The 26,456-nt window shown below is 58.6% G+C and carries 26 protein-coding genes; 14 read left to right on the forward strand and 12 right to left on the reverse strand.

What is annotated here, in order from left to right; all coding sequences use genetic code 11:
• Positions 1 to 24: 24 nt before the first annotated feature.
• Positions 25 to 1,239 (reverse strand): helix-turn-helix domain-containing protein, encoded by a 1,215-nt coding sequence (locus ACRZ9X_RS01210; RefSeq protein WP_480515382.1) that lies wholly within the window; start codon positions 1,237 to 1,239, stop codon positions 25 to 27.
• Positions 1,240 to 1,366: 127 nt separating this feature from the next.
• The gene (gene hemA / locus ACRZ9X_RS01215; RefSeq protein WP_480515384.1) at positions 1,367 to 2,590 is read right to left on the reverse strand and encodes a 5-aminolevulinate synthase; all 1,224 of its coding nucleotides are present in this window, start codon (positions 2,588 to 2,590) and stop codon (positions 1,367 to 1,369) included.
• Between the two features lie 337 nt (positions 2,591 to 2,927).
• Here hemA and ACRZ9X_RS01220 point away from each other — a divergent pair, with 337 nt between their 5' ends.
• Positions 2,928 to 4,319 (forward strand): M20/M25/M40 family metallo-hydrolase, encoded by a 1,392-nt coding sequence (locus tag ACRZ9X_RS01220; RefSeq protein ID WP_480515386.1) that lies wholly within the window; start codon positions 2,928 to 2,930, stop codon positions 4,317 to 4,319.
• Positions 4,320 to 4,446: 127 nt separating this feature from the next.
• Here the strand turns inward: ACRZ9X_RS01220 and lpdA are convergent, their stop codons facing one another.
• Entirely contained in the window at positions 4,447 to 5,841 is a 1,395-nt protein-coding gene (gene lpdA, locus ACRZ9X_RS01225; protein ID WP_480515388.1) for a dihydrolipoyl dehydrogenase, read from the reverse strand.
• 215 nt (positions 5,842 to 6,056) lie between these two features.
• On the opposite strand from lpdA, the gene ACRZ9X_RS01230 reads away from it, so the two are divergent.
• On the forward strand, positions 6,057 to 6,491 hold the full coding sequence (locus tag ACRZ9X_RS01230; RefSeq protein ID WP_480515390.1) for a hypothetical protein: 435 nt from the start codon (positions 6,057 to 6,059) through the stop codon (positions 6,489 to 6,491).
• Here the strand turns inward: ACRZ9X_RS01230 and ACRZ9X_RS01235 are convergent.
• From ACRZ9X_RS01235 to ACRZ9X_RS01250, 4 genes are all read right to left on the reverse strand, one after another.
• Complete coding sequence (locus ACRZ9X_RS01235) at positions 6,488 to 7,066, reverse strand: DUF924 family protein (protein WP_480515392.1); 579 nt, start codon at positions 7,064 to 7,066, stop codon at positions 6,488 to 6,490. The genes ACRZ9X_RS01230 and ACRZ9X_RS01235 overlap by 4 nt on opposite strands.
• 106 nt (positions 7,067 to 7,172) lie before the next feature.
• Positions 7,173 to 8,444: an MFS transporter gene (locus ACRZ9X_RS01240; protein ID WP_480515394.1), complete on the reverse strand. Its 1,272-nt coding sequence runs from the start codon at positions 8,442 to 8,444 to the stop codon at positions 7,173 to 7,175.
• Between the two features lie 107 nt (positions 8,445 to 8,551).
• The gene (gene queA / locus ACRZ9X_RS01245; protein ID WP_480515395.1) at positions 8,552 to 9,598 is read right to left on the reverse strand and encodes a tRNA preQ1(34) S-adenosylmethionine ribosyltransferase-isomerase QueA; all 1,047 of its coding nucleotides are present in this window, start codon (positions 9,596 to 9,598) and stop codon (positions 8,552 to 8,554) included.
• A gap of 45 nt (positions 9,599 to 9,643) precedes the next feature.
• Positions 9,644 to 13,030 (reverse strand): YhdP family protein, encoded by a 3,387-nt coding sequence (locus tag ACRZ9X_RS01250; RefSeq protein WP_480515397.1) that lies wholly within the window; start codon positions 13,028 to 13,030, stop codon positions 9,644 to 9,646.
• Between the two features lie 69 nt (positions 13,031 to 13,099).
• On the opposite strand from ACRZ9X_RS01250, the gene ACRZ9X_RS01255 reads away from it, so the two are divergent.
• From ACRZ9X_RS01255 to ACRZ9X_RS01270, 4 genes are all read left to right on the forward strand, one after another.
• A complete protein-coding gene (locus ACRZ9X_RS01255; protein WP_480515399.1) occupies positions 13,100 to 13,561 on the forward strand; it encodes a peroxiredoxin in 462 nt (153 codons plus the stop codon).
• Positions 13,562 to 13,620: 59 nt separating this feature from the next.
• A complete protein-coding gene (locus ACRZ9X_RS01260) occupies positions 13,621 to 14,460 on the forward strand; it encodes a ferritin-like domain-containing protein (RefSeq protein ID WP_480515401.1) in 840 nt (279 codons plus the stop codon).
• Positions 14,461 to 14,638: 178 nt separating this feature from the next.
• Positions 14,639 to 15,964, forward strand: a complete 1,326-nt coding sequence (locus ACRZ9X_RS01265) for a DUF5930 domain-containing protein (protein WP_480515403.1) — start codon at positions 14,639 to 14,641, stop codon at positions 15,962 to 15,964.
• Positions 15,954 to 16,454 (forward strand): bactofilin family protein, encoded by a 501-nt coding sequence (locus tag ACRZ9X_RS01270; RefSeq protein WP_480515405.1) that lies wholly within the window; start codon positions 15,954 to 15,956, stop codon positions 16,452 to 16,454. The genes ACRZ9X_RS01265 and ACRZ9X_RS01270 overlap by 11 nt, the downstream gene beginning before the upstream one ends.
• 60 nt (positions 16,455 to 16,514) lie before the next feature.
• Here ACRZ9X_RS01270 and ACRZ9X_RS01275 read toward each other — a convergent pair whose 3' ends face one another.
• Together ACRZ9X_RS01275 and ACRZ9X_RS01280 are read right to left on the reverse strand one after the other, a co-directional pair.
• Positions 16,515 to 17,207 (reverse strand): VPLPA-CTERM sorting domain-containing protein, encoded by a 693-nt coding sequence (locus ACRZ9X_RS01275; RefSeq protein ID WP_480515892.1) that lies wholly within the window; start codon positions 17,205 to 17,207, stop codon positions 16,515 to 16,517.
• Between the two features lie 102 nt (positions 17,208 to 17,309).
• Complete coding sequence (locus ACRZ9X_RS01280; protein WP_480515407.1) at positions 17,310 to 17,603, reverse strand: hypothetical protein; 294 nt, start codon at positions 17,601 to 17,603, stop codon at positions 17,310 to 17,312.
• Between ACRZ9X_RS01280 and aqpZ the strand changes: the two genes are divergently transcribed.
• A complete protein-coding gene (gene aqpZ / locus ACRZ9X_RS01285; protein WP_480515408.1) occupies positions 17,587 to 18,273 on the forward strand; it encodes an aquaporin Z in 687 nt (228 codons plus the stop codon). The two genes, ACRZ9X_RS01280 and aqpZ, sit on opposite strands and share 17 nt — an antisense overlap.
• Positions 18,274 to 18,321: 48 nt before the next feature.
• Here aqpZ and ACRZ9X_RS01290 read toward each other — a convergent pair whose 3' ends face one another.
• From ACRZ9X_RS01290 to ACRZ9X_RS01300, 3 genes are all read right to left on the reverse strand, one after another.
• Positions 18,322 to 18,771 (reverse strand): MaoC family dehydratase, encoded by a 450-nt coding sequence (locus tag ACRZ9X_RS01290; protein ID WP_480515410.1) that lies wholly within the window; start codon positions 18,769 to 18,771, stop codon positions 18,322 to 18,324.
• 225 nt (positions 18,772 to 18,996) lie between these two features.
• A complete protein-coding gene (locus ACRZ9X_RS01295) occupies positions 18,997 to 19,545 on the reverse strand; it encodes a peptidylprolyl isomerase (RefSeq protein ID WP_480515412.1) in 549 nt (182 codons plus the stop codon).
• Positions 19,538 to 20,044, reverse strand: coding sequence for a peptidylprolyl isomerase (locus tag ACRZ9X_RS01300; RefSeq protein ID WP_170793244.1), 507 nt, complete (start codon positions 20,042 to 20,044; stop codon positions 19,538 to 19,540). The genes ACRZ9X_RS01295 and ACRZ9X_RS01300 overlap by 8 nt, the downstream gene beginning before the upstream one ends.
• Before the next feature lie 132 nt (positions 20,045 to 20,176).
• Between ACRZ9X_RS01300 and ACRZ9X_RS01305 the strand changes: the two genes are divergently transcribed.
• From ACRZ9X_RS01305 to ACRZ9X_RS01335, 7 genes are all read left to right on the forward strand, one after another.
• A complete protein-coding gene (locus tag ACRZ9X_RS01305) occupies positions 20,177 to 21,367 on the forward strand; it encodes a phosphoglycerate kinase (protein WP_480515414.1) in 1,191 nt (396 codons plus the stop codon).
• 265 nt (positions 21,368 to 21,632) lie between these two features.
• A complete protein-coding gene (locus ACRZ9X_RS01310) occupies positions 21,633 to 21,932 on the forward strand; it encodes an FtsB family cell division protein (protein WP_480515415.1) in 300 nt (99 codons plus the stop codon).
• 176 nt (positions 21,933 to 22,108) lie between these two features.
• A complete protein-coding gene (gene pdhA, locus ACRZ9X_RS01315; protein WP_480515417.1) occupies positions 22,109 to 23,098 on the forward strand; it encodes a pyruvate dehydrogenase (acetyl-transferring) E1 component subunit alpha in 990 nt (329 codons plus the stop codon).
• A 15-nt stretch (positions 23,099 to 23,113) separates the two neighbouring features.
• Positions 23,114 to 24,484 carry a pyruvate dehydrogenase complex E1 component subunit beta gene (locus ACRZ9X_RS01320; RefSeq protein WP_480515418.1) on the forward strand — a complete coding sequence of 457 codons (1,371 nt, stop codon included), beginning with the start codon at positions 23,114 to 23,116 and terminating at the stop codon, positions 24,482 to 24,484.
• A complete protein-coding gene (locus tag ACRZ9X_RS01325) occupies positions 24,484 to 24,744 on the forward strand; it encodes a hypothetical protein (RefSeq protein WP_480515420.1) in 261 nt (86 codons plus the stop codon). The genes ACRZ9X_RS01320 and ACRZ9X_RS01325 overlap by 1 nt, the downstream gene beginning before the upstream one ends.
• Before the next feature lies 1 nt (position 24,745).
• Positions 24,746 to 26,047 (forward strand): pyruvate dehydrogenase complex dihydrolipoamide acetyltransferase, encoded by a 1,302-nt coding sequence (locus ACRZ9X_RS01330; RefSeq protein ID WP_480515421.1) that lies wholly within the window; start codon positions 24,746 to 24,748, stop codon positions 26,045 to 26,047.
• Positions 26,048 to 26,202: 155 nt separating this feature from the next.
• Complete coding sequence (locus ACRZ9X_RS01335) at positions 26,203 to 26,448, forward strand: hypothetical protein (RefSeq protein ID WP_480515423.1); 246 nt, start codon at positions 26,203 to 26,205, stop codon at positions 26,446 to 26,448.
• Positions 26,449 to 26,456 lie beyond the last annotated feature (8 nt).

Here is a 26,456-nt window from a genome sequence, read left to right on the forward strand (position 1 = left end):
AGATGCTGTGCCGCAATGGCCCGATTACTCGGTGGGCTCTTCTGTCGCCCGGGTCTGCAATTCCGCAACCAGTTGCTTGAGCGCGCTGTTCTGATCGGCTTCAAGATCGGCAACCGAGAAGTTTTCAGCCACGGCGTCTTTCGACAACACAACGCCCTTGGCCACAGTGCCCGGCGCGCCGACAGGGCCGAAATGTTCGCCGTTCATCGAGAAATAAACCGATCCCGAAGCGCCAGCACGCAATTGCGGTGGCTCCTCGGTCAACGGCACCTCGAACGTGTTGCCCTGTTCGACGGTGCCCAGCGTGCCTTCGAAAATTACGCTGCCATCCACGGCAGTGACACGCATCCAAGCTGGGGCAACAGCCACGATCTTCAAGGTTGTATCAATCTTTTCGACAACCTGCGGCAGATCAGGACGCACCACCGTGTGAACCTCAGCCACTTCGATCTTGGGCGGTTCCGGCGGCCGGAATGTACCCACGGTGCGCGGATCAAGGGTCGAGATCGGCGCATCACGCGCGACCAGAACCGGAACGTCCAACGCTTGCGGACGATACAAACGGTCCAGCGCCTCAACACTTGGGTTTTCTGCGCTGGCCACTTCGTCACTCTGCGGCTGAACACGGGCGGCATCCAATGGGTCAAGGTCGGTCAGCACCACAGGCGCCTGTTCAACCGGGCTGACCTGGACTTGCTGAATACGGTTCAGAACCGACCAGCCGCCATAACCAATGCCACCAATCACCGCCAGCAAAACCAGAGTGGATCCAATAGCCCTCGGCTCAATCTGACTGACTACGGATTCGCGACCGGGAATATAAGGTGTGTTCGGAGAAATGAACGGATCGCGTCCCATAGGCCCACGAGACGGCAACCCACCCGAGACTTTCTTGACCACCGAAGCCTCGGCCGACATGCCATGCGCAACCTCAAACCCGCTTTCCTCGCAGAAAGTGGCAAAGGTTTCGTCGGGATTCATACCCAGATAGCGGGCATAAGACCGGACATACCCGGCAATAAAGCCAGGGGTATCGAAAGCGTCGGGATCGGCGTTTTCTATGGCGGCGATGTAGTTGGCCTTGATCCGCAGTTCACGCTGCACGTCCAGAAGTGACTTGCCCATTGTCGCGCGTTCGCCGCGCATGACATCGCCAAGACTAACTTCGTAGTCGTCAAACCCTTTCGGTCTGACGTCCGTATCTATTTCGGAATCGCGCTGTGATCTGCGCCCAATCATCCTGCTGCCCCATTCTGCCTGCCGCGTGTTTCACGCTAACGGAGAATCGTTCCCATTACGATTCGTCCGTCACTTTTGTTACCTAAGCTTAACACGCAGCAAACGCGTTGCACACTTTAGCGTGAGGTTATCCAGCAAGTTCGGCGCGATTTAGCGCACAATGTGACCAAAGTTCGTCCATCGCCTGAACCAGACGGTTCATTTCTCCGGGCCCATGAACCGGAGAAGGCGTAAACCGAAGGCGCTCGGTTCCGCGCGGAACAGTGGGGAAGTTGATCGGCTGAACGTAGATTCCGTAGTCATCCAGCAGCATGTCGCTCAATTTCTTGGTGTGGACCGGGTTGCCCACAATCACAGGAACAATGTGGCTGCCATGATCGATCAGCGGCAATCCCATCCCCTTCAGGCGCAGCTTGAGGATACTGGCTTGCGTTTGATGCTGCTCGCGCAGTTCCGGCGCGGTCTTGAGATACGCAACCGAAGCCGCTGCACCTGCGGCGACCGCAGGCGGCAGTGAAGTTGTAAAGATAAAGCCCGGCGCATAAGAACGCACCGCGTCGCACATCTTGGCGCTGGCCGCGATATAGCCGCCCATCACACCAAAGGCCTTGGCCAGTGTTCCGTTGATGATATCGATGCGATGCGCCAGGTTATCACGCTCGGTCACGCCTCCGCCACGCGGGCCATACATGCCAACCGCATGCACTTCGTCGATATAGGTCAGCGCACCGAATTCATCGGCCAGATCACAAATCTCTTCGATCGGACCAAAATCGCCATCCATGGAATAGACCGATTCGAATGCGATCAGCTTGGGTGCGGCAGGATCATCCGCTTCAAGCAATTCGCGCAGATGGGCCACATCATTGTGGCGGAATATCCGCTTGGCCCCGCCATTGCGGCGCACGCCTTCGATCATCGATGCATGGTTCAGTGCGTCCGAGTAGATGATCAGACCGGGAAACAGCTTGGGCAATGTGCTGAGGGTCGCGTCGTTGGCAATATAGGCGCTGGTGAACAGCAGCGCGGCTTCCTTGCCGTGCAAATCCGCCAGCTCGGCCTCCAGCCGCTTGTGATAAACTGTGGTGCCCGAGATGTTGCGTGTCCCGCCCGACCCGGCCCCTGCCGCCTCAACCGCTTCGTGCATGGCGTTCAGCACAACCGGGTTTTGCCCCATCCCCAGATAGTCATTGCCGCACCAGACGGTGATATTCTGCTGCGACCCGTCCGGACAGGTGCGAACTGCGTGCGGGAAATGCCCTTTGCGACGTTCAATATCGATAAAGGTCCGGTAACGTCCTTCGTCATGCAGCCTGGCAATCGCTGAATCGAGCTGAGCAGTATAGTCCACCGGACCCTCCTTGAATGCCCGGCCTCTGTTCGCGGCAGCCGGGCGACTTTATGTGTCACGGTCTACAGGCGGTCCTGTGTCGGCGACTTTGCGTTCCTTATGGGCCAATCACCTACAACCCCAAAGGAAACGCATCATTGATTTGCATCAAATATAGGTTTGGACCGGCACCGACAAGTAAACTTACGTCTATCAGACGCGAGGAAACGACGCAGGTCACGGCAATTTCGAATACGAAGATATCCTTTGGCATCCGTGCTTTCCATTGAATCAGACTGGACGCCCGGGGCAGCCCTGTTAGGGTCAGCGCCAAACCCCACATTTTCAGGAGACCCTCATGTCGCTCGAAGCCGTCTTGAACAGGATCGACACTGACCTGACACCCTCAATCGACCGGTTGATGGAATTTCTGCGCATCCCGTCGATCTCAACCGATCCCGCGTTCAAGGATCACGTTGATTCAGCCGCCGACTGGCTGGTGGCCGATCTTCAGAGCATCGGCGTTGCCGCTGAAAAACGCGTGACACCCGGCCACCCCATGGTTGTTGGTCATGTTGGAGAAGGTGATGGGCCGCGTGTCCTGTTCTATGGCCATTACGATGTGCAACCGGTGGACCCGCTGGATTTATGGAACCGCGATCCGTTCGACCCAGCGCTGGAAGATACCGATCATGGGCAAGTGATCCGGGGACGCGGCGCATCGGATGACAAAGGTCAATTGATGACATTTGTTGAGGCCTGCCGCGCATGGAAAGCAGTGCATGGCACCCTGCCCTGCCGCATCACCTTTTTCTTTGAAGGGGAAGAGGAGTCCGGCTCGCCCTCCCTTGTCCCGTTCCTTGAAGCCAACAAGCAGGAATTGCAGGCCGATCTTGCGCTGGTCTGCGACACATCCATGGTTTCGCGCGGCGTACCATCGATTGCGTCGCAACTCCGCGGCATGCTCAAGGACGAGTTCACCATCATCGGCCCCCGCATTGATCTGCATTCCGGACACTATGGCGGGCCGGGCCTGAACCCACTGCGGGAATTGTCACGCCTGGTTGCCTCATTCTATGACGAGGACACCGGTCGCGTCGCGGTCGAGGGCTTCTACGAAGGGGTTCAGCAAGTCCCGGCGGATCAATTGCGTCAATGGGAAACCTGCGGGTTTGATGAGACCGAATATCTCACATCTGTCGGCTATACCCAGCCACATGGAGAAAAAGGCTACTCGACACTCGAACAGCAATGGGCCCGGCCGACACTTGAGGTCAATGGGCTGTGGGGCGGCTATAACGGCGCCGGTTCAAAAACGGTGATCCCGTCCGAGGCGCATTGCAAAATCACCTGCCGATTGGTCGGCGATATGGACCCGGATGCACTTCGAAACAAAATTCGCAAACACGTCGAAGATCGTCTGTCCCCTGACGCCAAAGTGGTCTGGGACAATGATCTGGAAGGTTCTCCGGCCTCGGTCATGAACCTCGATCGCCCGGAATTCGAGGCTGCGCGCAATGCGCTGTCCGATGAATGGCAGCGCGAGGCGGTCTTTACAGGGATGGGCGGCTCGATCCCGGTAGTTGGTTATTTCGACACTGTTCTCGGGTTGGATTCGATGCTGGTGGGTTACGCAAACGACGATGACGCCATTCACTCACCAAACGAAAAATATGATGTCAAGAGCTTCCACAAAGGCATTCGGTCCTGGGCCCGAATTCTGGATGCTCTGAGCAGTCAAGCATCTTAAGCGAGGCTCTGCCTCGCGCTCCGGGATATTTTTTGGCCAGATGAAGTAAGGATCCCCTGCTTCATCTGGCTATAAGTATCCCGGGGGAGTCGCGGCTTGCCGCGGCGGGGGCAGAGCCCCCTGTGATTTACATGTGAATCACGCGCCCATAGGCGTCCAGGACACTTTCGTGCATCATCTCTGACAGAGTCGGGTGCGGGAAGACCGTGTTCATCAGGTCTTCTTCGGTGGTCTCCAACTGGCGACCCACCACATAGCCCTGGATCATCTCTGTGACTTCCGCACCGATCATATGCGCACCCAGCAATTCGCCGGTTTTTGCGTTAAAGACGGTTTTGATCAGGCCTTCAGGTTCGCCCAACGCAATCGCCTTGCCATTGCCGATAAAAGGAAAACGGCCGACCTTGATATCATAACCAAGCTCTTTCGCTTTGGCTTCGGAATAACCGACCGAGGCGACCTGTGGATGGCAATAGGTGCAGCCCGCGATGCTTTCGGGTTTGACCGGATGCGCGTGTTTGCCTGCGATCAACTCGGCCACCATGACACCTTCATGGCTCGCCTTGTGCGCAAGCCAAGGCGCGCCGGCGATGTCGCCGATGGCATATAAGCCTTCGACCCCGGTGCGGCAGAACTCGTCCGTGACCACATGAGTGCGATCGACCTTCACGCCCAAAGCCTCAAGCCCGAGATTTTCGACATTGCCGACAATACCCACAGCCGAGATCACGGTGTCAAAGTCGTGTTTCTCGACCTTGCCTTTGACCTCGATATGCGCGGTAACCTTGCCCTTGGCGCGGTCCAGTTGCTTGACCATCGCCTTCTCCATGATGGTCATGCCCTGCTTGGTGAACGCTTTCTTGGCGAAGGCGCTGATTTCCGCGTCTTCCACTGGCAAAACCCGATCCATTACTTCGACGACGGTCGTATCCGCCCCGAGCGTGTTGTAGAAGCTGGCAAATTCGATGCCGATGGCCCCCGAACCGATAACCAGCAGCTTTTTGGGCATCCGCGGTGGCTGCAGAGCATGCTTGTATGTCCAGACCAGATCACCATCTGCCTCGAGACCCGGCAATTCGCGCGCCCGCGCACCCGTGGCCAGAACGATGTTCTTTGCCGTCAGCTCTTCGGTGCCTTTGTCGGTTTTGACGCTGACCTTGCCCTTGGACGGGATCGTCGCCTCACCCATCACCACGGTGACTTTGTTCTTTTTCAGCAGGTGTCCGATACCGCCCGAAAGCTGTGCCGCAACCCCGCGCGAGCGTTTGACGACCGCGTCCAGATCATAACCAACCTTGTCCGCCTTCAGACCGAAATCCTTGGCGCGCTCCATCAGGTGAAACACCTCGGACGAGCGCAGCATCGCTTTGGTCGGGATACAACCCCAGTTCAAACAGATGCCACCAAGATGCTCGCGTTCGACCACGGCCGTTTTCAGGCCCAGTTGTGCGGCCCGAATTGCGGCCACATACCCGCCGGGGCCTGCCCCGATTACGATCAGATCAAAGGATTGTGCAGCCATGTTTACCTCTCGGCCCAGGTCGGTTGAAAAACTAGTTTACCGTTAAACTATTTTTTTTACCGCATCAACATTCGCACCCGCGACATATGTGACGCAGGGTCATTTTTTCCTTCATGTGCGGATTTCAGCCTATACCCGGTGGGTGTCAAAGGCTAGAACCGGATTGCACCCAAGTTCCGAGCGCAGAGATTTCGTAATTTCTATAAGGGGATACCATGGCCAAAACCATCAAAGACCTTCTTCTCGCCTTGCTGAATGCCACGTTGATCCTGTTGGCGATTTGCTTGTTTTTGGGATGGAAGCTGGCCCAGACCGTCGAGAATGTTCAAAACGGTTTTGCTGACAATCTTCAGGTCGTGGCACCCCTGCAAGAGCAAGCGCAAGGCATTCGTCAGGAACTTGCGGGGCTGTCTGCAAACCTGTCTGCCCTTCGGGATCAAGACACCGCACTAGATGTCTCAAGCAGAGCAGCGCTTAACTCCACGCTGCAAAAACTGGACAATGTGACCGAAAAACTGTCGGACACGCAGCAAAGATTGGCAGGCCTGGCCGAACGCCCCGAGGATTTGATAAACCACGCAATCACGACCTCGACCGAGGTCGCGACGAACAAGCTGATCGAGTTGCGTGGCTGTCAGCCCGCCTCTTAGCGCGCGGCTTGCAAGGCCCTGACCGTTGCACCATATCCGCCATTGCTGACATAGATCGCTTCGTGCTCGGTTGTGGGGCGCTCTAACGCTTCGTTGCGATACGGGAAACGACCGAAGGTTCTGATCACCTCACGATGCGCGCGTGCGTGCAGCAGGTTACCGGCGCCATGTTCGGGCATTCTTTCCAGCATCAGACGCACACAGCGTTCCTGATCACACAGGTTTTCCGAATGCATCATCGGCAGATAGAAAAACTGCCGGGCCGGTTCGTCGATCTTCAGGTCCCACCCCTTGTCGACTGCCGCTTTCGCTGCCGCCAGCGCAGCGCGATCTGATGCAAAGGCCTTTCCACTGCCGCGGAACATATTGCGTGGCAACTGATCCATCAAAATGATGTAGGCCAGCGCGCCGCTTGGATAGGTCAACCACAGCGAAAACTTGCCTTCGCATGCGGCCTGCCATGTTGAGAAAAACTTTTCCCGGATTTTGGCGTCCAGCGCCTCATCCTGCAGATACCACCCATCTGGGCCGATCTCATCCAACCAAAAACTCAATACTTCTTCAGGACCAACCATGCCCTTGACTCCGTAATTGCCCTCCCCAGGACGTAACGTCATTTAAATCCGTTTAACAGATTTGCGACAGTAACATATTGCAACATCACCGTCACAAATCCGGCGTTCAGGCGGTTTCCTGCGTATCCGCCTCATCCAGCGCCGCCTCGATCGCGACTTCCTGCGCGACCTCCAGCGCAACCGGCGAGGAAGTTGGATAGATCGGGGCGATGGTTCCGGTTTCATCCACCGGCACGTAAGCCCGCTGTGTCATGCGGTAGAGCGCATAAAGCGCCATTGCGAACATCAATGCCGCAATGAACAGGAAAAACCCCTGTGCCCCGACAACGCCTGCCCCCATCAACCAGCCCGTGGTGATGGGTCCGGCAATCGCCCCCAGGCCGTTGATAAAGATCAACCCGCCTGAGGCCGCCGACATGTCGTCATATTCGAGGTAATCATTGGTATAGGCGATCAGCAGCGAATAAAGCGGGCTGGTCATACCGCCGATGATAAAGGCCGCGACCAGCAGGATCGAGAAGGTCAGCCCGAACACCATGCCGATCAGCGCCCCGACACCCCCGACTGCAGACACCGTCAGGATCAGGATGCGGCGGTCCATTCGGTCCGAAATCCACCCGATCGGGTATTGCAGGACGACCGCGCCCACGTAAAACGCCGCAACAAAGGTCGAGATTTCCACCAGCGTCAAACCCGCCTCGGCACCATAGACGGCGCTCATGCCGAATTGCGCTGAAAAGATGCCGCCCAGCAGGAACATCCCGACACAGCCCAGCGGCGACGTCTCCATCAGTTTGCGCAGCGTCATCGGCTTGGTGGTGTCGAAGGCCGGTGTTGGAGAGATCGACAGAAGAATCGGGGCAAACGAAATCGAAACGAGGATGGAGGCAATGACAAAAGATTCGTAGCCCGCCGGGTCCCCCAGCAGCAGCAGCGCCTGAGCGCTGACCACGCCCGTCATCTGCACGATCATGTACAAAGACAGCGCCTGCCCCCGGTTTTCGTTACTGGCCGCGTTGTTCAGCCAGCTTTCGGCGGTGACATACACGCCCGAAAAACAGAATCCGATCACCACGCGCCCCAGAAACCATGCAATCGGATCAGTCAGCATTGGATACATGATCATCACAGCCGATATGAACGAGGCCAGCGCCGCAAAGACACGTACATGCCCGACCCGGCGGATCATCTCGGGGGCCAGCCGCGAGCCTCCGAGGAAGCCCAGAAAGTAGGCCGACATGACGAATGACATCTGCAGGGTCGAAAACCCCTCAATCTCGCCGCGAACGCCGAGCAATGTGCCCTGCATCCCGTTGCCGACCATCAGCAACCCCATACCGAGCAAGAGCGCCCATGCGCTGGAAAGAACCTGAAGCATATCGTGTGTCCAAACGTGTCGATGTGTGGTTGTTGTGGTGCGATCAAAGACCGTGCTGATCAGATTTGTCTACGAGTTTGTCCTAACACTCTGTCAAAAAAACACGGTTAAGGGATCAAAAGCGACGCGTCCCCGTATGAGAAAAAGCGATAGCGGTTGAAGATTGCGTGATCGTAAATTGCCCGGACCCGGTCCTGCCCCATCAGCGCGGAAACCAGCATCAAAAGCGTGGATTTTGGCAGGTGAAAATTGGTCATCAGCGCATCGGTCACTTGGAACCGAAAGCCGGGGTAGATGAAGATATCGGTTTCGCCTTCCCAGGGCTGGATAGCGCCCTCGCGCGATGCGCTTTCGATCAACCGCAGTGCTGTCGTGCCCACCGGGATCACGCGTCCGCCTGCGTTTTTGGTCGCTTGGATCTCGGCGGCGGCTTGTGGGCTGACCTGTCCCCATTCTGCATGCATTTTGTGGGTCGTTACGTCTTCGACCTTGACCGGCAGGAAGGTCCCCGCACCAACGTGCAGCGTGACATGCGTAAAAGTGATGCCGTGTTCCTTAAGTGCCTGCAACAATACCTCGTCAAAATGCAGCGACGCAGTGGGGGCGGCCACGGCCCCTGACCGGCGCGCCCAGACGGTTTGATAATCGGTTTTGTCCTGTTCATCCGCCGCTCGTTTGGCGGCGATATAAGGCGGCAACGGCATCGCGCCTGCCTGTTCCAGCGCGCGGTCAAAGTCTTCGCCGGTCAGGTTGAACCGCAGATAGGCCTGCCCGCCCTCGACCCGGTCCAGATGGGCGGTCAGATCGTCAGAGAACACAATCTCTTCCCCCGGCCTCACTTTTTTCAAAGGTTTGATCAGGGCCGCCCAGCTTCCATCCGCTTGCGGATCCAGCAATGTGGCTTCGATGGCGGCGGACACCGGGCCCTGAGCGCTATTGCGATGCCGTCGCCCGCTGAGCCTTGCCGGGATAACCCGCGTGTCGTTCAACACCAGACGGTCACCGGGCCGTAGGATGTCTGGCAGGTCGAACACATGGCGGTCCCCGATGCGCTCGCCCTGTGCCACCAGCAACCGCGCCGCGCTGCGGGGGCTGGCGGGTCGGGTGGCAATCAAGTCCTCAGGCAGGTGGAAATCGAAATCACTCAGCTTCATGCGCGCGCCTTACAAGGCCCGAACAGATTCGGCCACCGCTGATCGCTAGCGGTCTTCGCCCCGGTGAAGCAGCGCGGGATTGGGTTTATCCCTGTTCACAGGCGAAGCGTTTGGTCCGTCTGACACCGTGGGGGCCGGCGCACGCATCAGGTTACGCAAAAACAACGGGGCCAGCCCCGATAGCGGGTTCACCGACACTTTCGGGTCCCGTAATGGTCCTTTGAGCGTATAGTTGAAGGCAAACACCCCCTCGCCCTTTCGGGTCAACACGCTGCCAATGGCGTTCACCAGATAAATCGGAGAGATCGCGCCGCGCAGGTCCAGAAGACCCGCCACCGTGTTGACCGTACCATCAAAAGACAAACCCATCGAAGGGCCTACGGCGCTGCCGCTGAGGATTTTGACTTCAGTCGGGGTGATCCGCATCTTGCTGTCAATCGAGGAAAAGAAGATGCCTTGTCCGGCCATTTCGTCGATCAGCCCCACAAGGCTGATCGCGTTCAGCAAGGCCGCCATGGCCGGGGCGTCCTTGACCCGGGTGTTTTTGATCTTGAGGTCCACGTCGTAATTGCCAGGGCCTGCGACAGGTTCAAGCTGAAGATCCAGCGTGCCCTTTTGCGCCTGCGTGATAATCCCCGCCGAACGCAAAACCGCGCCCGCATCCGCCGAGGTCAGCTCAACCGCGCTGCGCGCTGCCCGCGGGGTCACCTGGCCTTTGACCGGCGCGCCGCCGTTGACCTGCGCAGTGAACCCACCCGTCAGACCGCCGGTTGTCTGAAACGCGCCATTGAGACCGGTCAGCGCGACCGTCTCGGTCACCTGCAAACGGTCCAGTTTCACATCAAGCTTCGGGCCTTGCCCACCGCCGCCACTGCCACCCCCGCCGCCTTCGCCGATCGTGGATTTAGCAAGGTTCAGCACGCCTCCCAAAACACGGATATCCGGTACGGCCGACCCTCGCCCGATCAGGACCGCCGGAACCGCCAGCCAGTTTCCCAACTCAAAAGAACTGAATGTGACGCGGTCAAAGCCGCCGTCGCGGAACGAGATAGATGCCAGCGCCCGCAGTCCCGACGCGTTGATCCGCAGCGAATCCACGCTGAGGGCCGATCCCAGCGTCACTTCGGTGGTCAGAGTACCGCTGCTGCTGGCGGCCTTGCGCCAGCCCAGTTCGGGAATGGCCAGACCAACACCGACCAGATCGGACTGGGCGGTCAGCTTTGGCGGCGCTCCTGCGCCGATATCCAGCGTGAAATCCGCCTGGCCCAACCCGGTCAACATACCACGGGGCAGCCCCGCGTTAAGCTGATCCATCAAACGCGGCGACAGTTCGATCTGACCAACCAACTGGCTGCGCTGCGCGGTCTCTCCGCCGATAGGCTGCCGCCATTGCGCCTTCAGCGGGATATCCCCGAAATAGCCGTCGCCACTGATCTCGACCCCCGATTGATCCCCGTCCAGCTGCAACAGCCCGGCGCTGACATCAAAACCGGGCACCAGCCTGGTGCTGTCCAGATTGGCGAGGTTGCCATCAAAGTGAAACTGCGTGTCTTCGAACTTGAGGCCCTTCTTGAGCGGCAGCGACAGCGTGCCGATCAGTTGCACCTGACCTGCGGCCAGTTCGACCGGCAGATTGGCTTTGCTGAGCAAGTTCAGTGGCGGTCGCTCCAGCAAAGACAAAGCAGCTGTCACACTGCCCCGTGCCTGTATCCTCGCGATGGCCGGGGCTGATTTCTTGATATCGGTGTCGGGAATGATGAACGACGTCCCCGACGCATCGACCGCGCCGCCTTCATCAGCAATCACGATCCCTTCTTGCGCGGTGACAGTGAACCGGCCATTCAGCAGGCTGGCCTGACCCTGAGCGTCCTGTATCGTCGGCAGGGTCTTGGCAAAACGGACCTCGGTCTGTTCGAACTCGAAATCCAGATAGACATCTGGTTTTTCGTCAGGTTTCAGGCGCAAGGCGAAATCGAGATCTGACATTTCGCCCTGATACAGGTTTTCCGTCACCCAAAGGCGCGGCTTGGGTGCCAGCAATTCGGGCCAGTAATTCAAAAGTTGTTGTGAGGACATCCCGTCAATCTGTGCATTGATCTGAGCGGCCCAACCTTCGGTCTGCCCTTCCAGCGCACCGTTCACAAACAGACGATGCTCGCCATCCTCGACGGTCATCTGCCCCAGACGCAGCTGGAATGGTTCCAGCTTGACCTGAAAATCCAGATCGGCGCGCTTGAGCGTCAGGTCCTCGGGGAACAGGTCTGCGGGGTTGATCTGAATGCCGCTCAGCTGGAACTGTGCGGCCATACTGTCCAGCGTACCTGCCTCGACCCCTTGCAGGAAGGCCTTGCCTTCGGCCTGCACTTTCCCCCAGGCCGAGTTGATCGAAACCTCGTTGAAGTCCAGCATCTGTTTCGCCGGATCATAGGTGAAATAGGTCCGCGCGCTTTCAAATTTGACCGGCACGGTTTCAAGGTTGGGTTGCAGGGCCCCTGCGCCCAGATTGAGCGTTGCAAACACCGGACCCAGCGCCCCGTCCTGATCCATACTGCCGCGCAACGCCCCGGAGATGGGCGAGGTCAGAACTTCCATCCAGGCAAGTGCCGGGGTATGCCCCGCCAAATCCTCGGCGGGCAGATCGGTGATCGACACACCGAACTGTGCTTCGGCGCTGTCGAGCGTACTGGTATAGTTCGCCTCGATCGAGCTGACGAAATCGCGCCCCGACAGGACCGAAAATCCGGTCGCCAGCCGCACCGTGCGCTGGTTCCGGGTCAGTTGGATATGACCGCCATCCAGCACCCAGGACCGGCCCTGACGCAGGTCTTGAAAATTCAACGTGATCGCGTCGATCTGGGCGGCGGTCAACGCCGACAGGACCGGAGACTGGAACATGATATCCGTGTCCTCGATCAGCTCGGCCAGATTGGGCGCCTGCCCCAGTGGCGCGCTGTCAGTTCCGACCGTCATCGACAAGGCACCGTCCAGCCCGCGCGTCAATGCAATCTGCGCGCCCTGCAGGATAATGCGTTTTGGGCGCACCTGACCCCGCAGCAGCGGCCGCATGGCAAGCGATGCCTGCAGGTCCGACACTTCAGCAATCTGCTGACCCGCTGCGTCGCTGATCTGCACATCCGACAGCCGCAGCCTTGGCCGCCAGCCCTTATGGATCACAAAGCTCACATCGCCAAAGCGAACCTGCACCCCTCCTAAAGCGGTATCCAGACGCGCTTCGACCCGGTCACGGACCCATGCGGGGGCGTGCAAATTGTGGCCAACGACCATGAACGCTGTCAGCACCGCCAACAAGGTCAGGATCAGAACACCGCCACCCGCCCATATCCCGAACTTGCGCCGACGCGACCTTTTGCGCGGCGCTTTGCCCTTGGGATCGGCATCCTGCTGTTCTTGCTGGACCAATTTACGTTTCACGTCTTTCAACCCGTCTGCGGCGCCCTATGATAGATGGCATCCGTTCATTTTGTCAGCCGGAGTTTTCTCATGCCCGACGTCTCAAACCTCGCCCCCGACTTTACCTTGCCCCGAGATGGTGGCGGCGAGGTCAAACTGTCGGACCAACGTGGCCAAAAAGTCGTTTTATTCTTCTATCCCCGCGATGATACGCCGGGCTGCACCAAGGAATCCATCGGTTTTTCCGAGCATTTGCAGCAGTTCACGGATGCGGGTGCTCACGTTTTTGGCATTTCGAAGGATACGGTTGCCAAACATGACAAGTTCGTAGCCAAACACGCCTTGACCACGACCATGCTGTCCGATGAAGGACAAACCGTTTGCGAAGAGTATGGTGTGTGGGTCGAAAAGAACATGTATGGCCGCAAATCCATGGGGATCGAGCGGGCAACCTTTCTGATCGACGCTGACGGCCGCATCGCCCGCGTCTGGCGCAAGGTCAAAGTGCCTGGCCATGTCGACGAAGTGCTGGAGGCGGTGCAGGCGCTATAACCTCTCGACCCGCGCGGTGTTCAGGTTTAAGACCGCCGCGCGGCATTCAGGTGGGGCAAATGACCAAAACGCTGACTCAGATGGCAACCGAGGTTCTGACCACAGCCAACGGTCGGGACAAGACCGCCTTGTCCAAACGCCATGCCGCATCCTGGTTTGCCGCCCGCAAAGGGGAAGCCCCCGACATCGCGGTCGGCACGGCCTCTCCGCCGCTCAACCCTGCGCGCCCGGAACAGCCCGAACTTCTGTCACCCCGCGACGTGCCGCGCAGGCGGCCCGGTTCGGAAGCCGGACGTATCGCCTTGTTGCACGCGGTTGCGCATATCGAGCTCAACGCCGTCGATCTGCATTGGGACATCATCGCGCGTTTCGGGCATGTGACCATGCCCATCGGATTCTATGATGACTGGGTCAAATGCGCCGAAGAGGAATCGCGCCATTTCGAGATGGTCTGCGATTGTCTGGAACAGATGGGCAGCCATTACGGTGCCCTGCCCGCCCATGCCGGGATGTGGCGCGCCGCCGAAGATACCGCAGAGGATCTGATGGGGCGTCTTGCCGTCGTGCCCATGGTGCTAGAGGCGCGCGGGCTGGACGTGACACCGGGCATGATCGACATCTTCCGCAAGGCTAAGGCAGACGACGCCGTGGCGGCGCTGGAAGTGATCTACGCCGAAGAAGTTGGCCACGTGGCCTATGGTTCGAAATGGTTCCATTTTCTGTGCGGACGCGAGAACGCCGATCCCAAGGACGTGTTCCACCAGTTGGTCCGCCGTTACTTCCACGGCCCACTCAAACCGCCCTTCAACGAGGAAAAGCGCGCCGAGGCCGGGCTGCCGCCGGATTTCTACTGGCCGCTGACCGAAGACCTGCCGCCACCGGGAGTTGTAGCGGATTGAGACTTTTCCACCGCTTTCGGCGAATTCCCGCCGATAATGTGCGGGAAATCTCCGGTTGGAACTGTTGATTGGTTAACAAACTTGCCCAACACCAATTGCCCCATTAAGCAATCGGGCCAAGGAGCGGCTACTCACTCACGACCGGCTCCGGGATATGGGGACAATTGAGGTAAGACGCGTGCGGACACGTCTGGCAATAAAACTACATGCATGGCTCGAGCGACGCTTTCCCGAACGCCGGGTCTTCCTGAAATCCGACACAGATACACGATTCATCCGGCTGAGTTCCGAGACGCAATTCGTTGCAGTCGCGGGTGTTGCCGTGATGGTGGGCTGGACCGCCGTGGCTACCGCGATCCTGCTGATGGACAACATCGGGTCAGGCAATTTTCGCGAACAGGCGAAACGGGATCAGGCAACCTATCAGGAGCGGCTGAACATCCTGTCGGCAGAGCGGGACGCCCGCGCCGCCGAAGCACTGGCCGCCCATGATCGCTTCAATGCGGCGCTGGAGCAGGTTTCGGTCATGCAATCGGAACTGCTGGCCTCGGAAAACCGCCGACATGAGCTGGAAACCGGGATCGAAGTGATCCAGACCAAACTGCGCGCGACAATGAAACAACGCGAAGACGCGCGCGTCGAGCTGGCAGAGTTGAAACAGGCAACCGAAGGCGGCGGCGCATATATGATGGCCGCCGCCAACCCCGCCCAGATGGCATTCATGACTGATGCGCTGGCTCGAACCGCCGCGCAGCGCGACCAGATTGCCACCGACGCGCAAGGCGCACTGGATCAGCGTGATGAACTGGAACTGGAAATCCGGCTGATGCAGGAACGCAGCGATGAAATCTTCCGCCAGCTGGAAGAGGCCATGGTGATCTCGGTCGAGCCGCTGGACAAGATGTTCCGCAGCGCAGGCATGCCCACAGATCGAATCCTCGAAGAGGTCCGGCGCGGATATAGCGGTATGGGCGGTCCGCTGACCCCTTTATCCTTCAGCACCCGCGGTGAGGAACTGACCCCCGACGAGGTGCGCGCCAATACCCTGCTGCAACAGATGGATCAGCTGAACCTCTATCGCATCGCTGCCGAAAAGGCCCCCTTCGCCAGCCCGGTGCGCGCAGCAGTCCGCTTTACCAGTGGCTATGGCACCCGCCGCGATCCTAAAACAGGTGGTCGTCGGATGCACAATGGTGCTGATTTTGCCGGTGCACAAGGCACCGATATCTTCGCAACTGCCGACGGTGTGGTCACACATGCGGGCTGGCAATCGGGCTTCGGACGACTGGTCAAGATCAAGCACGCCTTCGGAATTGAGACACTTTATGCGCATAACACGAAGTTACGCGTAAAGGTTGGTCAAAGGGTCTCGCGCGGGGATCATATTGCTGATATGGGTAGCACCGGACGGTCGACCGGCACCCACCTTCACTACGAAGTGCGCGTGAACGGTAAACCTGTTAACCCAATGACCTATATCAAGGCTGCGAGAAATGTTTTCTAAGAGCAAAATCAACGAGCCCGGTTCAAAAGAGACTGAGGCAGTAAAACCTGCGGCTCCGGCCACTCCGGCGGCCCCTGCCCCCGCTGAATCAAGGCCCAGCACAGCACCCAAGCCAAAACCTCCGGCATCGGTTCTGTCATCAGATCTGCATGTCACCGGAAACATGAAAACTTCGGGTGACATTCAGGTTGAAGGCACGGTCGAAGGCGACATTCGCGCGCACCTGCTGACAATCGGCGAGACCGCAACGATCAAGGGCGAAGTGACCGCTGACGACGTTGTGGTCAATGGCCGCATCGTGGGCCGCGTCCGTGGCCTGAAGGTTCGCCTGACTTCGACCGCGCGTGTCGAAGGCGACATCATCCACAAAACCATCGCAATCGAAAGCGGCGCGCATTTCGAAGGTTCCGTGCAACGCCAGGACGACCCCCTGAACCCGGGCCGCAGCGGCAAAGCCGGTGCCAATCCGGCGGCGGAAGTGAAGCAGTAAGCGCGCTGAATTCAATCTAAAGAAAAACGCCGCAAACTGATTTTGCGGCGTTTTGTTTTGTCAGGCTGTGGCCGGTCGTCTTCGCCAGCGCCGCATTGCCCCCAACGACCCGATGCCCGCAACCATCAACCAACCAGCTGCCGGCAGCGGCACGGGCGACACGTTAAAGTTCACATCACCGGACCCCCCGGTGGACTTGAGCCCATACGTCGCCAGTTCGGCGGCCGATGCCGTCCAGTAGAACCAATTGGAATACCCGAAATTCAGGTCGACCCAGTTCGCGCCATAACCGAATTGTGGTGGTTTTGTTCCATCGGCCGGCTTGATCGCCAGATCGAGGGTCAAACCTGACAATACGCCAGATACCCCGCGCAAAATGGCGCTGCTGAAATCGAAGTATTTGACGTTTGAGACCATGTCCGGCGTCGGATTGGAACAACCGGGCCTGCCACACGCCGGTGACCCGGCATGCGCGATTTGATTGAGGCTAAAGTCAAACTGCAGTTTCAGAGCGGAGTTTGAATTATTGGTCACATTGCCCAACAGGTTCAATGTTCCGGCATTCTGATCGTATTTCAATTTACCGTCTGTCACGGTCCATGTTGTTGACGCCCCATTCTTAAAATTGGGAAGCCATAGACCATGCGACGGAAACGCATCCCCAAGATTATACGTGCCCGAATAATCTCCGGTCACGCTTGGCAGCGACATTGCTTCTGCTTTTTCTGAAATCAAAGTGAGGCCAACGGCCATCACAGAGGCAACGGCAAGTTGCCTCAAATATCTTAGTTTCATAACACTTATCCCACACACTGGTTACCCAAACCCGCCACAATTTCGCCTCATTCCTAGCGGTCAGTCAACTTTTTCGTGAACATGAGCTTGTTTCGGAAACAGTAATGAAGATGTGGTTGGAATTGTCACCGCCACCACCCACAAATAACGCGAAATTCGTGCGAAACCCGGAAGTGTTGCGTGGATATGGCCGCGAAAACGCGTGGCAAAATCCCCCAAGTGGCCTTTCCGATATTCGTGGGCATGAGTTACCGTTCCGTACGAGCCCAATAGTTCAGTTTCACAAAACAAAATTTCTGCATTACCCTGAAACTTGTTGATATCTGGAGGGCTTTTCATGTCATCAAAACTCATGGCCGAATTCTTCGGCACGTTCTGGCTGGTGCTGGGTGGATGCGGCAGCGCGGTGCTGGCGGCCGGTGTGGCCGATGTCGGTATCGGCTGGTTGGGTGTATCCTTTGCCTTTGGCCTGACCGTCCTGACCATGGCTTACGCGGTCGGACATATCTCGGGCGGGCACTTCAACCCGGCGGTCAGCCTGGGGTTGATGATCGGCGGGCGGTTTGAGGCGAAGGACCTGATCCCCTATTGGATCGCACAGGTATTGGGCGCAATTGCTGCGGCGGTTGTCCTCTATCTCATCGTCAGTGGCGCGCCTGGGTTTGAAGGTGTTGGCGGCTTTGCCTCTAACGGATACGGCGCGGCATCCCCTGAAGGGTATTCGCTGATGTCCGCGCTGGTGATCGAGATCGTGATGACGGCGTTTTTCATCATCATCATTCTTGGCGCGACATCGAATTTTGCACCCGAAGGATTTGCCCCGATCGCCATCGGGCTGGGACTGACGTTGATCCATCTGATTTCGATTCCGGTGACGAACACATCCGTCAATCCGGCGCGCTCTACCGGAGTTGCCCTGTTCGCGGATGGCCCTGCCCTTGCGCAGCTATGGCTGTTCTGGGTTGCCCCCCTGATCGGAGCCGCCATAGGTGCGGTGATCTGGCGGGCGATGGGCGACGACTGATGGCTTACAAGTCCAGACCCACGTTCCGCGACATAACGGCAGACAGGCTTACGCCCGCCGCGCCATTACGTGGTCCATGATCAGATTGAGCACCTCGACATCTTTTTGATTGTAAGTCCGATAGCGGAATCGAACGGTCCCGCGATCGGGCTTCGAGCGTGATGGCGTGAGCACCTCGACCGAAACGCGCGCGCGGAGCGTGTCGCCCGGAAATACGGGCGCCATCCACCGCACTTCGTCCATGCCATGGCCGCCCAAGTTCGTGCCGGTTAGAACACCCGTGTCACGAAACAGCCGGAAGGTAAGAGCAATGGTTTGAAAGCCGCTGGCAATGATCCCACCGAAAATTGACTCTGCCGCCGCCACTTTATCCACATGGAAAGGCTGCGGGTCGTAGGTAAGTGCAAAGTCGATAATCGCGCCTTCGGTGAGTGTAATCCCACCGGTTTCGAAGGTGTCTCCAACTGACAGATCGTCAAAATACTTTCCGCTGGTCATTCAAAAAGCATAATTTAGTGGGGGCTTGTCCGTCAACGAGCTCGCCCGTCAACCACCCGCCGACTGTATCCAGGAGCAACCGCTGGCGAACGCATTCCGCTTCGAAACCATGAGTTCGTGGTCATGTGTCAGCGATACGGGCTGCGTTCAGCAGTTGCGCACATTGCCAGAGGTCGGCTTCAGGCGAGAAAGGCCCCGATGCGAAACAGCACCGGGGCCAATTTCTTATTCCGTGACAGTAACCTTCTTCATCACGTCCGGCTGACCGATCACCGCGCCGTTTGGACCATCACCGCGTTTGATCGAATCCACGACCTCCATACCCTCGGTAACCTGACCGACCACAGTGTACTGACCGTTCAGAAACGGGCCCGGCGCAAACATAATGAAGAATTGCGAGTTCGCGCTGTTGGGGTCCTGCGCACGTGCCATGCCGACAACGCCCCGGTCATAGTTATAATCCGAAAACTCGGCCGGAAGATCTGGCCGATCCGAGCCGCCTGTGCCTGCGCGGCGCAGATCGCTGCCCAGCAAACCATGCTCTACATCCCCGGTCTGGGCCATGAAGCCCTCGATCACGCGGTGGAACACCACGCCATCATACTTGCCCTCGGCGGCAAGAGTGCTGATCTGTTCAACATGTTTCGGGGCCAGATCATCGAACAGGTCAATGGTGACGGTGCCATTGGCACCCTCGCCTTCGATTTCGATCTCAAGCCCAGTGGCCAGCGCGGGGCTGGCCAGCAAGGCAACTACAGCGGCCAGTTTATGCATCGGCGGCCACCTTGACGCTGATCATGCGGTCAGGGCTTGCGGGTGGCTCGCCGCGCACGATGGCATCCACATGCTCCATCCCGTCAATCACGCGTCCATAGACCGTATACTGGCCGTTCAGGAAATGGTTGTCCTTGAAGTTGATGAAGAACTGCGAGTTGGCCGAATCCGGGTTCTGAGACCGTGCTGCGCCCAACGTGCCGCGATCATGGGGCAGCTTCGAGAATTCCGCCGGAACATTCGGCAGAGATGATCCGCCAGTACCCGCCATACGCAAGTTGAACCCGTCTTCCATATCACCGTGCTGCACGTCACCGGTTTGCGCCATGAAGCCGTCAATCACACGGTGGAACGCCACGTTGTCATACTCCCCTCCCCGGGCCAGCTCTTTCATGCGAGCGCTGTGCTGAGGGGCCACATCCGGCAGCAGCTCGATCACGACGTTGCCGTCTTTCAGCTCGATGATGATTGTGTTTTCGGGATCCTTGATCTCGGCCATCTGGCCCTCCTGTCGTTTGTCTTGCGCAAATACCTATGCGCCATGCGCGTGAATGCCAAGTGACGCATTGACCTGAGGGCAAAATGCAGGAAAAGAACCGCCTAAACCGGTTTGCAGAACAAGGACAGCACGATGACATGGAAAACACTGGATGACATGGAGCTAAGCGGCAAACGCGTGTTGGTGCGCGTTGATATCAACGTGCCGGTTGCTGACGGTGTTGTGACCGACGCCACCCGCATTCAGCGCATCGTGCCGACCGTGCGCGATATCCTTGCTGCGGGTGGTGCACCGATTCTGCTGGCGCATTTCGGCAGACCGGGCGGCGAGCGGCGCGAAGAACTGTCCTTGAAACAATTGGTCCCGACCCTTGAAAGCGCTTTCGGTGCCACCGTTCTGTTCGCCGCCGATTGCGTCGGGGCTGAGGCTGAACTGGCCGCCGGGCAATTGCAGGCCGGACAGGTGCTGCTGCTTGAGAACACGCGTTTCCATGCGGCCGAAACCAAGAATAACGCCGATTTGGCTGCCGGTATGGCCAAGCTGGGCGACATCTACTGCAACGACGCCTTCTCTGCCGCCCACCGCGCCCACAGCTCGACCGAAGCCATCGCGCGTTTGCTGCCCGCTTGTGCTGGTCGTCTGATGCAGGCCGAGTTGGAGGCCCTGGAGGGCGCGTTGGGTGCGCCTAAACGCCCCGTAACAGCCGTTGTGGGCGGGGCGAAGGTATCGACCAAGCTGGAGTTGCTGGGCAACCTGATCGACAAGGTCGACTATTTGGTGATCGGTGGTGGCATGGCCAATACCTTCCTTGTCGCAAAAGGGGTGAATGTGGGTAAGTCGCTGGCGGAAACCGCCATGAAAGACACCGCTGCCGAGATTATGGCGAAGGCGGAAACCTCGGGCTGCAGCATTGTTTTGCCCACCGATATTGTTGTGGCGGAAAAATTCGAAGCCAACGCGCCGCATCAGATTCTACCTGCGGACCAATGCACCGAAGACGGCATGATCCTGGACGCAGGTCCCGAAAGCGTCGCAGCTGTTGTCGGGATTTTTGACAAGAGCCAGACTTTGATCTGGAACGGCCCACTCGGCGCGTTTGAAATCGCCCCCTTTGACGCGGCGACAAACGCGGCGGCCCTCAAGGCGGCAGAGCTGACGCGCGCTGGAAAACTCGTCTCGGTTGCCGGTGGCGGCGACACAGTTGCAGCGTTGAACGCATCGGATGCAGCCAAAGATTTCTCGTATATCTCAACAGCAGGCGGCGCGTTTCTGGAGTGGATGGAAGGCAAAACCCTGCCCGGTGTCGCGGCACTCGAGCAGTAAGCCACGGGAGAGCTTTTGGCGGAGCTTGCGGTTCGTAGTTACCTCTCATGGTATTCCACGCGATTTGCCATGAGACCCGCAACCGTGCCGGTTCTGCTTCCTGCTTTCTCAAACCCGCAACAGAAGGCCATGCAATCACAATTGCCGCTGATGGCGATATTTGGCGACATAAGGGATTCACAAGCCGAATCACCTGTGACATAGTGCTGACAGAAGCCCGCGAAAGGGCTCGTTTCGAGGCAGTATTCATACGGCGGTAAGCAGAGTGTCCCGTTCCAGTCGGCCCGGTTTGGGCGCAGTTGTTTTCTTCATGGTTGCATTCATGCTGGGTGTGTATTTCACCTTCGCCGCCGTGCAGGGCGATTTCGGCTTGTTTCGACGTGTCGAAATTGCAGCGGAACGGGACGCCCTGTCACGCGATCTGGCGGAGCTGCGGGCGGAAATCACCGAGATGGAAAACCTGACGCGTCGGCTTTCGGACACCTATCTGGACCTCGACCTGCTGGATCAACAGGCGCGATCCGTTCTCGGGATGATCCGCGCGGACGAAATCGTCATTCGCTGAGGGTCGTAGAGATTTTTCGTCGAAAAATCTTGGTAACCCTTTGTTTTTTTCAATTCTCCCGGCCAGAAGGCGCGTAAAGCGACGCTGCGTCACATTATCACTCGCCAGGCGGCAGGAAATGCTTTAATAGATAGTTTAACGCTAAACTATCTTGCCGAAAGGGGGAGTTCGCCACTATGGCTGCGCGAAAAACCACAAAGAAACCAAATGTTTCTGCGGAAGAACTGACCACGTACTACCGCGAGATGCTGCTGATCCGTCGATTCGAAGAAAAGGCAGGCCAGCTATACGGCATGGGTCTGATCGGCGGGTTCTGCCACCTTTACATCGGACAAGAGGCGGTTGTTGTCGGTCTCGAGGCTGCCGCGAAAGAAGGCGACAAGCGGATCACCTCTTATCGCGACCACGGACACATGCTGGCTTGCGGCATGGATCCGGGCGGCGTCATGGCCGAACTCACCGGGCGCGAGGGTGGCCTGTCCAAAGGCAAGGGCGGCTCGATGCATATGTTCTCGAAAGAGAAGCATTTCTACGGCGGTCACGGCATCGTCGGCGCGCAGGTCCCGCTCGGCGCAGGTCTGGCCTTTGCCGACAAGTACAAGGAAAACGGTGGCGTCACCTTCACCTATTTCGGGGACGGCGCAGCCAACCAGGGTCAGGTCTATGAGACCTTCAACATGGCCGCCCTCTGGGATCTGCCGGTCGTCTTCGTGATCGAGAACAACCAATATGCGATGGGCACGGCGCAGGCGCGTTCGACCTCCTCGCCAGACATATACGTGCGCGGCGAGGCGTTCGGCATCCCCGGCGAGATCGTCAACGGTATGGACGTGCTGGCGGTCAAAGCCGCTGGCGAAAAGGCCGTCGCACACTGCCGCGCGGGCAAGGGCCCGTACATCCTTGAAGTCAAAACCTATCGCTACCGTGGCCACTCGATGTCCGACCCGGCCAAGTACCGCACCCGCGAAGAGGTTCAGAAGGTCCGCGAGCAAAGCGACCCCATCGAACACGTGCGCGAGCTGCTGCTGACCGGCAAACACGCGACCGAAGATGACCTGAAAGCGATCGATAAAGAGATCAAAGAGGTCGTCAACCAGGCCGCCGAATTCTCAAAAGAAAGCCCCGAGCCCGCATTGGACGAGCTCTGGACTGATATCTACGCCTGAGAGGACGAATAAGACATGGCAACCGAAATTCTCATGCCCGCCCTTTCGCCCACAATGGAAGAGGGCACGCTGGCCAAATGGCTGGTCAAGGAAGGCGACACCGTATCTTCTGGCGATATCATGGCCGAGATCGAAACCGACAAGGCGACGATGGAGTTCGAAGCCGTCGATGAAGGTATCGTTGGCAAGATCCTGATCGAGGAAGGCACCGAGGGGGTCAAGGTGAACACCCCCATTGCGATCCTTGTAGAGGAAGGCGAAGACGCCTCTGCCCTGCCCGCGGCTGCGCCTGCAGCCGCAGCGGTGACCGAGGCCGCCCCTGCGGCGGTTGAGGCCCCCGCTCCCGCGTCGGCCCCAGCCGCTCCGGTCGTTGACCTGTCGCCGGATTGGCCTGCCGATGCCGAGATGAAATCCGAAACCGTCCGCGAAGCGCTCCGCGATGCGATGGCCGAGGAAATGCGCGGCGACGGAGACGTCTACCTGATGGGTGAAGAAGTCGCCGAATATCAGGGCGCTTACAAAATCAGCCAGGGTCTGCTGGACGAATTCGGCCCCAAACGCGTGATCGACACCCCGATCACCGAGCATGGCTTTGCCGGTATCGCCGTGGGTTCAGCATTTGGTGGCCTCAAACCAATTGTCGAGTTCATGACCTTCAACTTCGCCATGCAGGCAATTGACCAGATCATTAACTCCGCCGCCAAGACGCTCTATATGTCCGGCGGTCAGATGGGCTGCCCCATCGTGTTCCGTGGCCCCAACGGTGCCGCCGCCCGCGTGGCCGCGCAGCACAGCCAGGACTACGCCGCATGGTACATGCAGATCCCCGGTCTGAAAGTCGTCATGCCCTACTCGGCAGCCGACGCCAAAGGTCTGCTGAAATCGGCGATCCGCGACCCCAACCCGGTGGTCTTCCTGGAAAACGAAATCCTCTACGGGCGGTCCTTCGACGTACCGCAGGTGGATGACCTGACCGTCCCGCTGGGCAAAGCCCGCATCTGGCGCGAAGGTTCGGATGTGACCATCGTCAGCTTCGGCATCGGTATGCAATATGCACTGGAAGCCGCCGACAAGCTGGCCGAAGAGGGCATCAGCGCTGAGGTTATTGACCTGCGCACCATCCGCCCGATGGACACCGGTGCGATCATCAACTCGGTGATGAAAACCAACCGTCTGGTGACCGTCGAAGAAGGCTGGCCGCAAGGCTCGGTCGGCAGCTACATCAGTTCGGTCGTAATGCAGGAGGCGTTCGATTATCTCGACGCGCCGGTCATCAACTGCACCGGCAAGGATGTTCCGATGCCCTACGCCGCGAACTTGGAAAAGCTGGCGCTGATTACCACCGATGAGGTGATCGCGGCAGTGAAACAGGTGACCTACCGCTAATGGAGATCAGGGGGCGCGATCCAGAAACTGAATGCTACCGTGTTGACGTTCAGATCGATAGCCGCACAGTCACTGCGCTTGTCCCAGAGCGGCTGGCGGCGGATATGCGGTTGATCGGCGCGCGCCCCTCTCATCAGACGGCCTATGTCTGGATGGCTGAACACAAAAACAAAATCGAAGCCGCGATTGCGACACTCGCACGTGGCACGGGGCGCCCCAAAGCGCCCTATGACCAAATTACTCTGATTGAGGAGCGCTGAGATGCCCACCGAAATCCTGATGCCCGCCCTGTCCCCGACGATGGAAGAAGGCACCCTTGCAAAATGGCTCGTCAAAGAGGGCGATACCGTCTCGTCCGGTGACCTGCTGGCCGAGATTGAAACCGACAAGGCCACGATGGAGTTCGAGGCCGTTGACGAAGGCACCATCGGCAAGATCCTGATCCCGGAAGGCTCCGAAGGGGTCAAGGTCAACACCGCGATTGCGGTCCTTCTGGAAGATGGCGAAAGCGCCGATGACATTGGCGCAACTCCTGCCACAGCTCCAGCGGCTGCCCCCGCAGCCGCCGCGGGCAACGAGACTGCCGCGCCAGCGGCATCCGAGGCGCCTGCCCCTGCCCCGGCAGCGCCCACCAAGGCCGATGGTGGTCGTATCTTCGCCTCGCCACTGGCCCGTCGCATCGCCGCGCAAAAGGGCCTTGATCTGGCACAGATCACCGGCTCTGGCCCGCATGGCCGTATCGTCAAAGCGGATGTGGAAGGTGCAACCGCAACCGTTCCGGCCCCCGCTGCAGTACCTGCAGCAGCAGCCCCGGCGGCCGCAGCCCCGGCTGGTCCGTCCGCAGATGCCGTGGCCAAGATGTACGAAGGCCGCGACTACGAAGAGGTCAAGCTGGACGGAATGCGGAAAACAATTGCCGCGCGCCTGTCCGAAGCCAAGCAAACCATCCCGCATTTCTACCTGCGCCGCGATATCAAGCTGGATGCGCTGCTCAAGTTCCGCAGCCAGCTGAACAAGCAGCTGGAAGGTCGGGGCGTCAAGCTCAGCGTCAACGACTTCATCATCAAGGCCGTCGCCAACGCGCTGCAGCAGGTTCCAGAATGCAACGCCGTCTGGGCGGGTGATCGGGTTCTGCAACTGAAACCTTCGGACGTGGCCGTAGCGGTCGCCATCGAAGGCGGTCTGTTCACTCCGGTCCTGCAGGACGCCGACATGAAGTCACTTTCCGCATTGTCCACCGAGATGAAAGACCTGGCCGGTCGTGCCCGCGAGCGCAAGCTGGCCCCCCACGAGTACCAAGGCGGCACCTTTGCAGTTTCGAACCTGGGCATGTTCGGTATCGACAATTTCGACGCTATCGTGAACCCGCCGCACGCTGGTATCCTTGCCGTCGGCACTGGTGTCAAAAAGCCGGTTGTTGGCGATGACGGCGAGTTGACGGTCGCCACCGTCATGTCGGTCACCATGTCCGTCGATCACCGCGTGATTGACGGGGCACTCGGGGCAGAGCTGCTCAAGGCTATCGTGGAAAATCTTGAAAATCCGATGGTTATGCTGGCCTAAAGCCATTCTGACTGCAAAACGCGCCGGAGCATTCTTCGGCGCGTCTTGCGTTTGTGCTGACGTGTTGTGAGCAGGTGTGATCTGCCCAGCCATTGTTTCATACCGCAGCCTGTCCCACCTTGGATGCAGACCAATTTCGGATGCATAGGTGTACGATGAATTTCGCAAAAAAAGCCCAAACCCTTTTGATCCTGTCTGCGCTGGCCCTTACCGCCCCTGCGGTCGCATTAGCCAAGCCCAATACCTATCCGGGCGAGAATTCAAAGTTTAAACAGAACGATCCTGCCGCTATTGCCAAATGGGAAGAGGAACGTGCCAAGCGGATCGAACTGCGCAAGCAGCGGCGGGAAGAACGTCGGCTTAAGCGGTTGAACCGGAAGAACAGCCGCGCCAGCCAGTGATCTGACGA

The organism is Ruegeria sp. AL1 (assembly GCF_056540905.1).

Excerpts from the sequence above, each read along its gene's own strand:
- ACRZ9X_RS01210 (WP_480515382.1), bottom strand. The coding sequence starts at position 1,239 with ATGATTGGGCGCAGATCACAGCGCGATTCCGAAATAGATACGGACGTC.
- ACRZ9X_RS01220 (WP_480515386.1), top strand. The coding sequence starts at position 2,928 with ATGTCGCTCGAAGCCGTCTTGAACAGGATCGACACTGACCTGACACCC.
- lpdA (WP_480515388.1), bottom strand. The coding sequence starts at position 5,841 with ATGGCTGCACAATCCTTTGATCTGATCGTAATCGGGGCAGGCCCCGGC.
- ACRZ9X_RS01230 (WP_480515390.1), top strand. The coding sequence starts at position 6,057 with ATGGCCAAAACCATCAAAGACCTTCTTCTCGCCTTGCTGAATGCCACG.
- ACRZ9X_RS01235 (WP_480515392.1), bottom strand. The coding sequence starts at position 7,066 with ATGGTTGGTCCTGAAGAAGTATTGAGTTTTTGGTTGGATGAGATCGGC.
- ACRZ9X_RS01240 (WP_480515394.1), bottom strand. The coding sequence starts at position 8,444 with ATGCTTCAGGTTCTTTCCAGCGCATGGGCGCTCTTGCTCGGTATGGGG.
- queA (WP_480515395.1), bottom strand. The coding sequence starts at position 9,598 with ATGAAGCTGAGTGATTTCGATTTCCACCTGCCTGAGGACTTGATTGCC.
- ACRZ9X_RS01255 (WP_480515399.1), top strand. The coding sequence starts at position 13,100 with ATGCCCGACGTCTCAAACCTCGCCCCCGACTTTACCTTGCCCCGAGAT.
- ACRZ9X_RS01260 (WP_480515401.1), top strand. The coding sequence starts at position 13,621 with ATGACCAAAACGCTGACTCAGATGGCAACCGAGGTTCTGACCACAGCC.
- ACRZ9X_RS01270 (WP_480515405.1), top strand. The coding sequence starts at position 15,954 with ATGTTTTCTAAGAGCAAAATCAACGAGCCCGGTTCAAAAGAGACTGAG.
- ACRZ9X_RS01275 (WP_480515892.1), bottom strand. The coding sequence starts at position 17,207 with ATGGCCGTTGGCCTCACTTTGATTTCAGAAAAAGCAGAAGCAATGTCG.
- aqpZ (WP_480515408.1), top strand. The coding sequence starts at position 17,587 with ATGTCATCAAAACTCATGGCCGAATTCTTCGGCACGTTCTGGCTGGTG.
- ACRZ9X_RS01280 (WP_480515407.1), bottom strand. The coding sequence starts at position 17,603 with ATGAGTTTTGATGACATGAAAAGCCCTCCAGATATCAACAAGTTTCAG.
- ACRZ9X_RS01290 (WP_480515410.1), bottom strand. The coding sequence starts at position 18,771 with ATGACCAGCGGAAAGTATTTTGACGATCTGTCAGTTGGAGACACCTTC.
- ACRZ9X_RS01295 (WP_480515412.1), bottom strand. The coding sequence starts at position 19,545 with ATGCATAAACTGGCCGCTGTAGTTGCCTTGCTGGCCAGCCCCGCGCTG.
- ACRZ9X_RS01300 (WP_170793244.1), bottom strand. The coding sequence starts at position 20,044 with ATGGCCGAGATCAAGGATCCCGAAAACACAATCATCATCGAGCTGAAA.
- ACRZ9X_RS01305 (WP_480515414.1), top strand. The coding sequence starts at position 20,177 with ATGACATGGAAAACACTGGATGACATGGAGCTAAGCGGCAAACGCGTG.
- pdhA (WP_480515417.1), top strand. The coding sequence starts at position 22,109 with ATGGCTGCGCGAAAAACCACAAAGAAACCAAATGTTTCTGCGGAAGAA.
- ACRZ9X_RS01320 (WP_480515418.1), top strand. The coding sequence starts at position 23,114 with ATGGCAACCGAAATTCTCATGCCCGCCCTTTCGCCCACAATGGAAGAG.
- ACRZ9X_RS01325 (WP_480515420.1), top strand. The coding sequence starts at position 24,484 with ATGGAGATCAGGGGGCGCGATCCAGAAACTGAATGCTACCGTGTTGAC.
- ACRZ9X_RS01330 (WP_480515421.1), top strand. The coding sequence starts at position 24,746 with ATGCCCACCGAAATCCTGATGCCCGCCCTGTCCCCGACGATGGAAGAA.
- ACRZ9X_RS01335 (WP_480515423.1), top strand. The coding sequence starts at position 26,203 with ATGAATTTCGCAAAAAAAGCCCAAACCCTTTTGATCCTGTCTGCGCTG.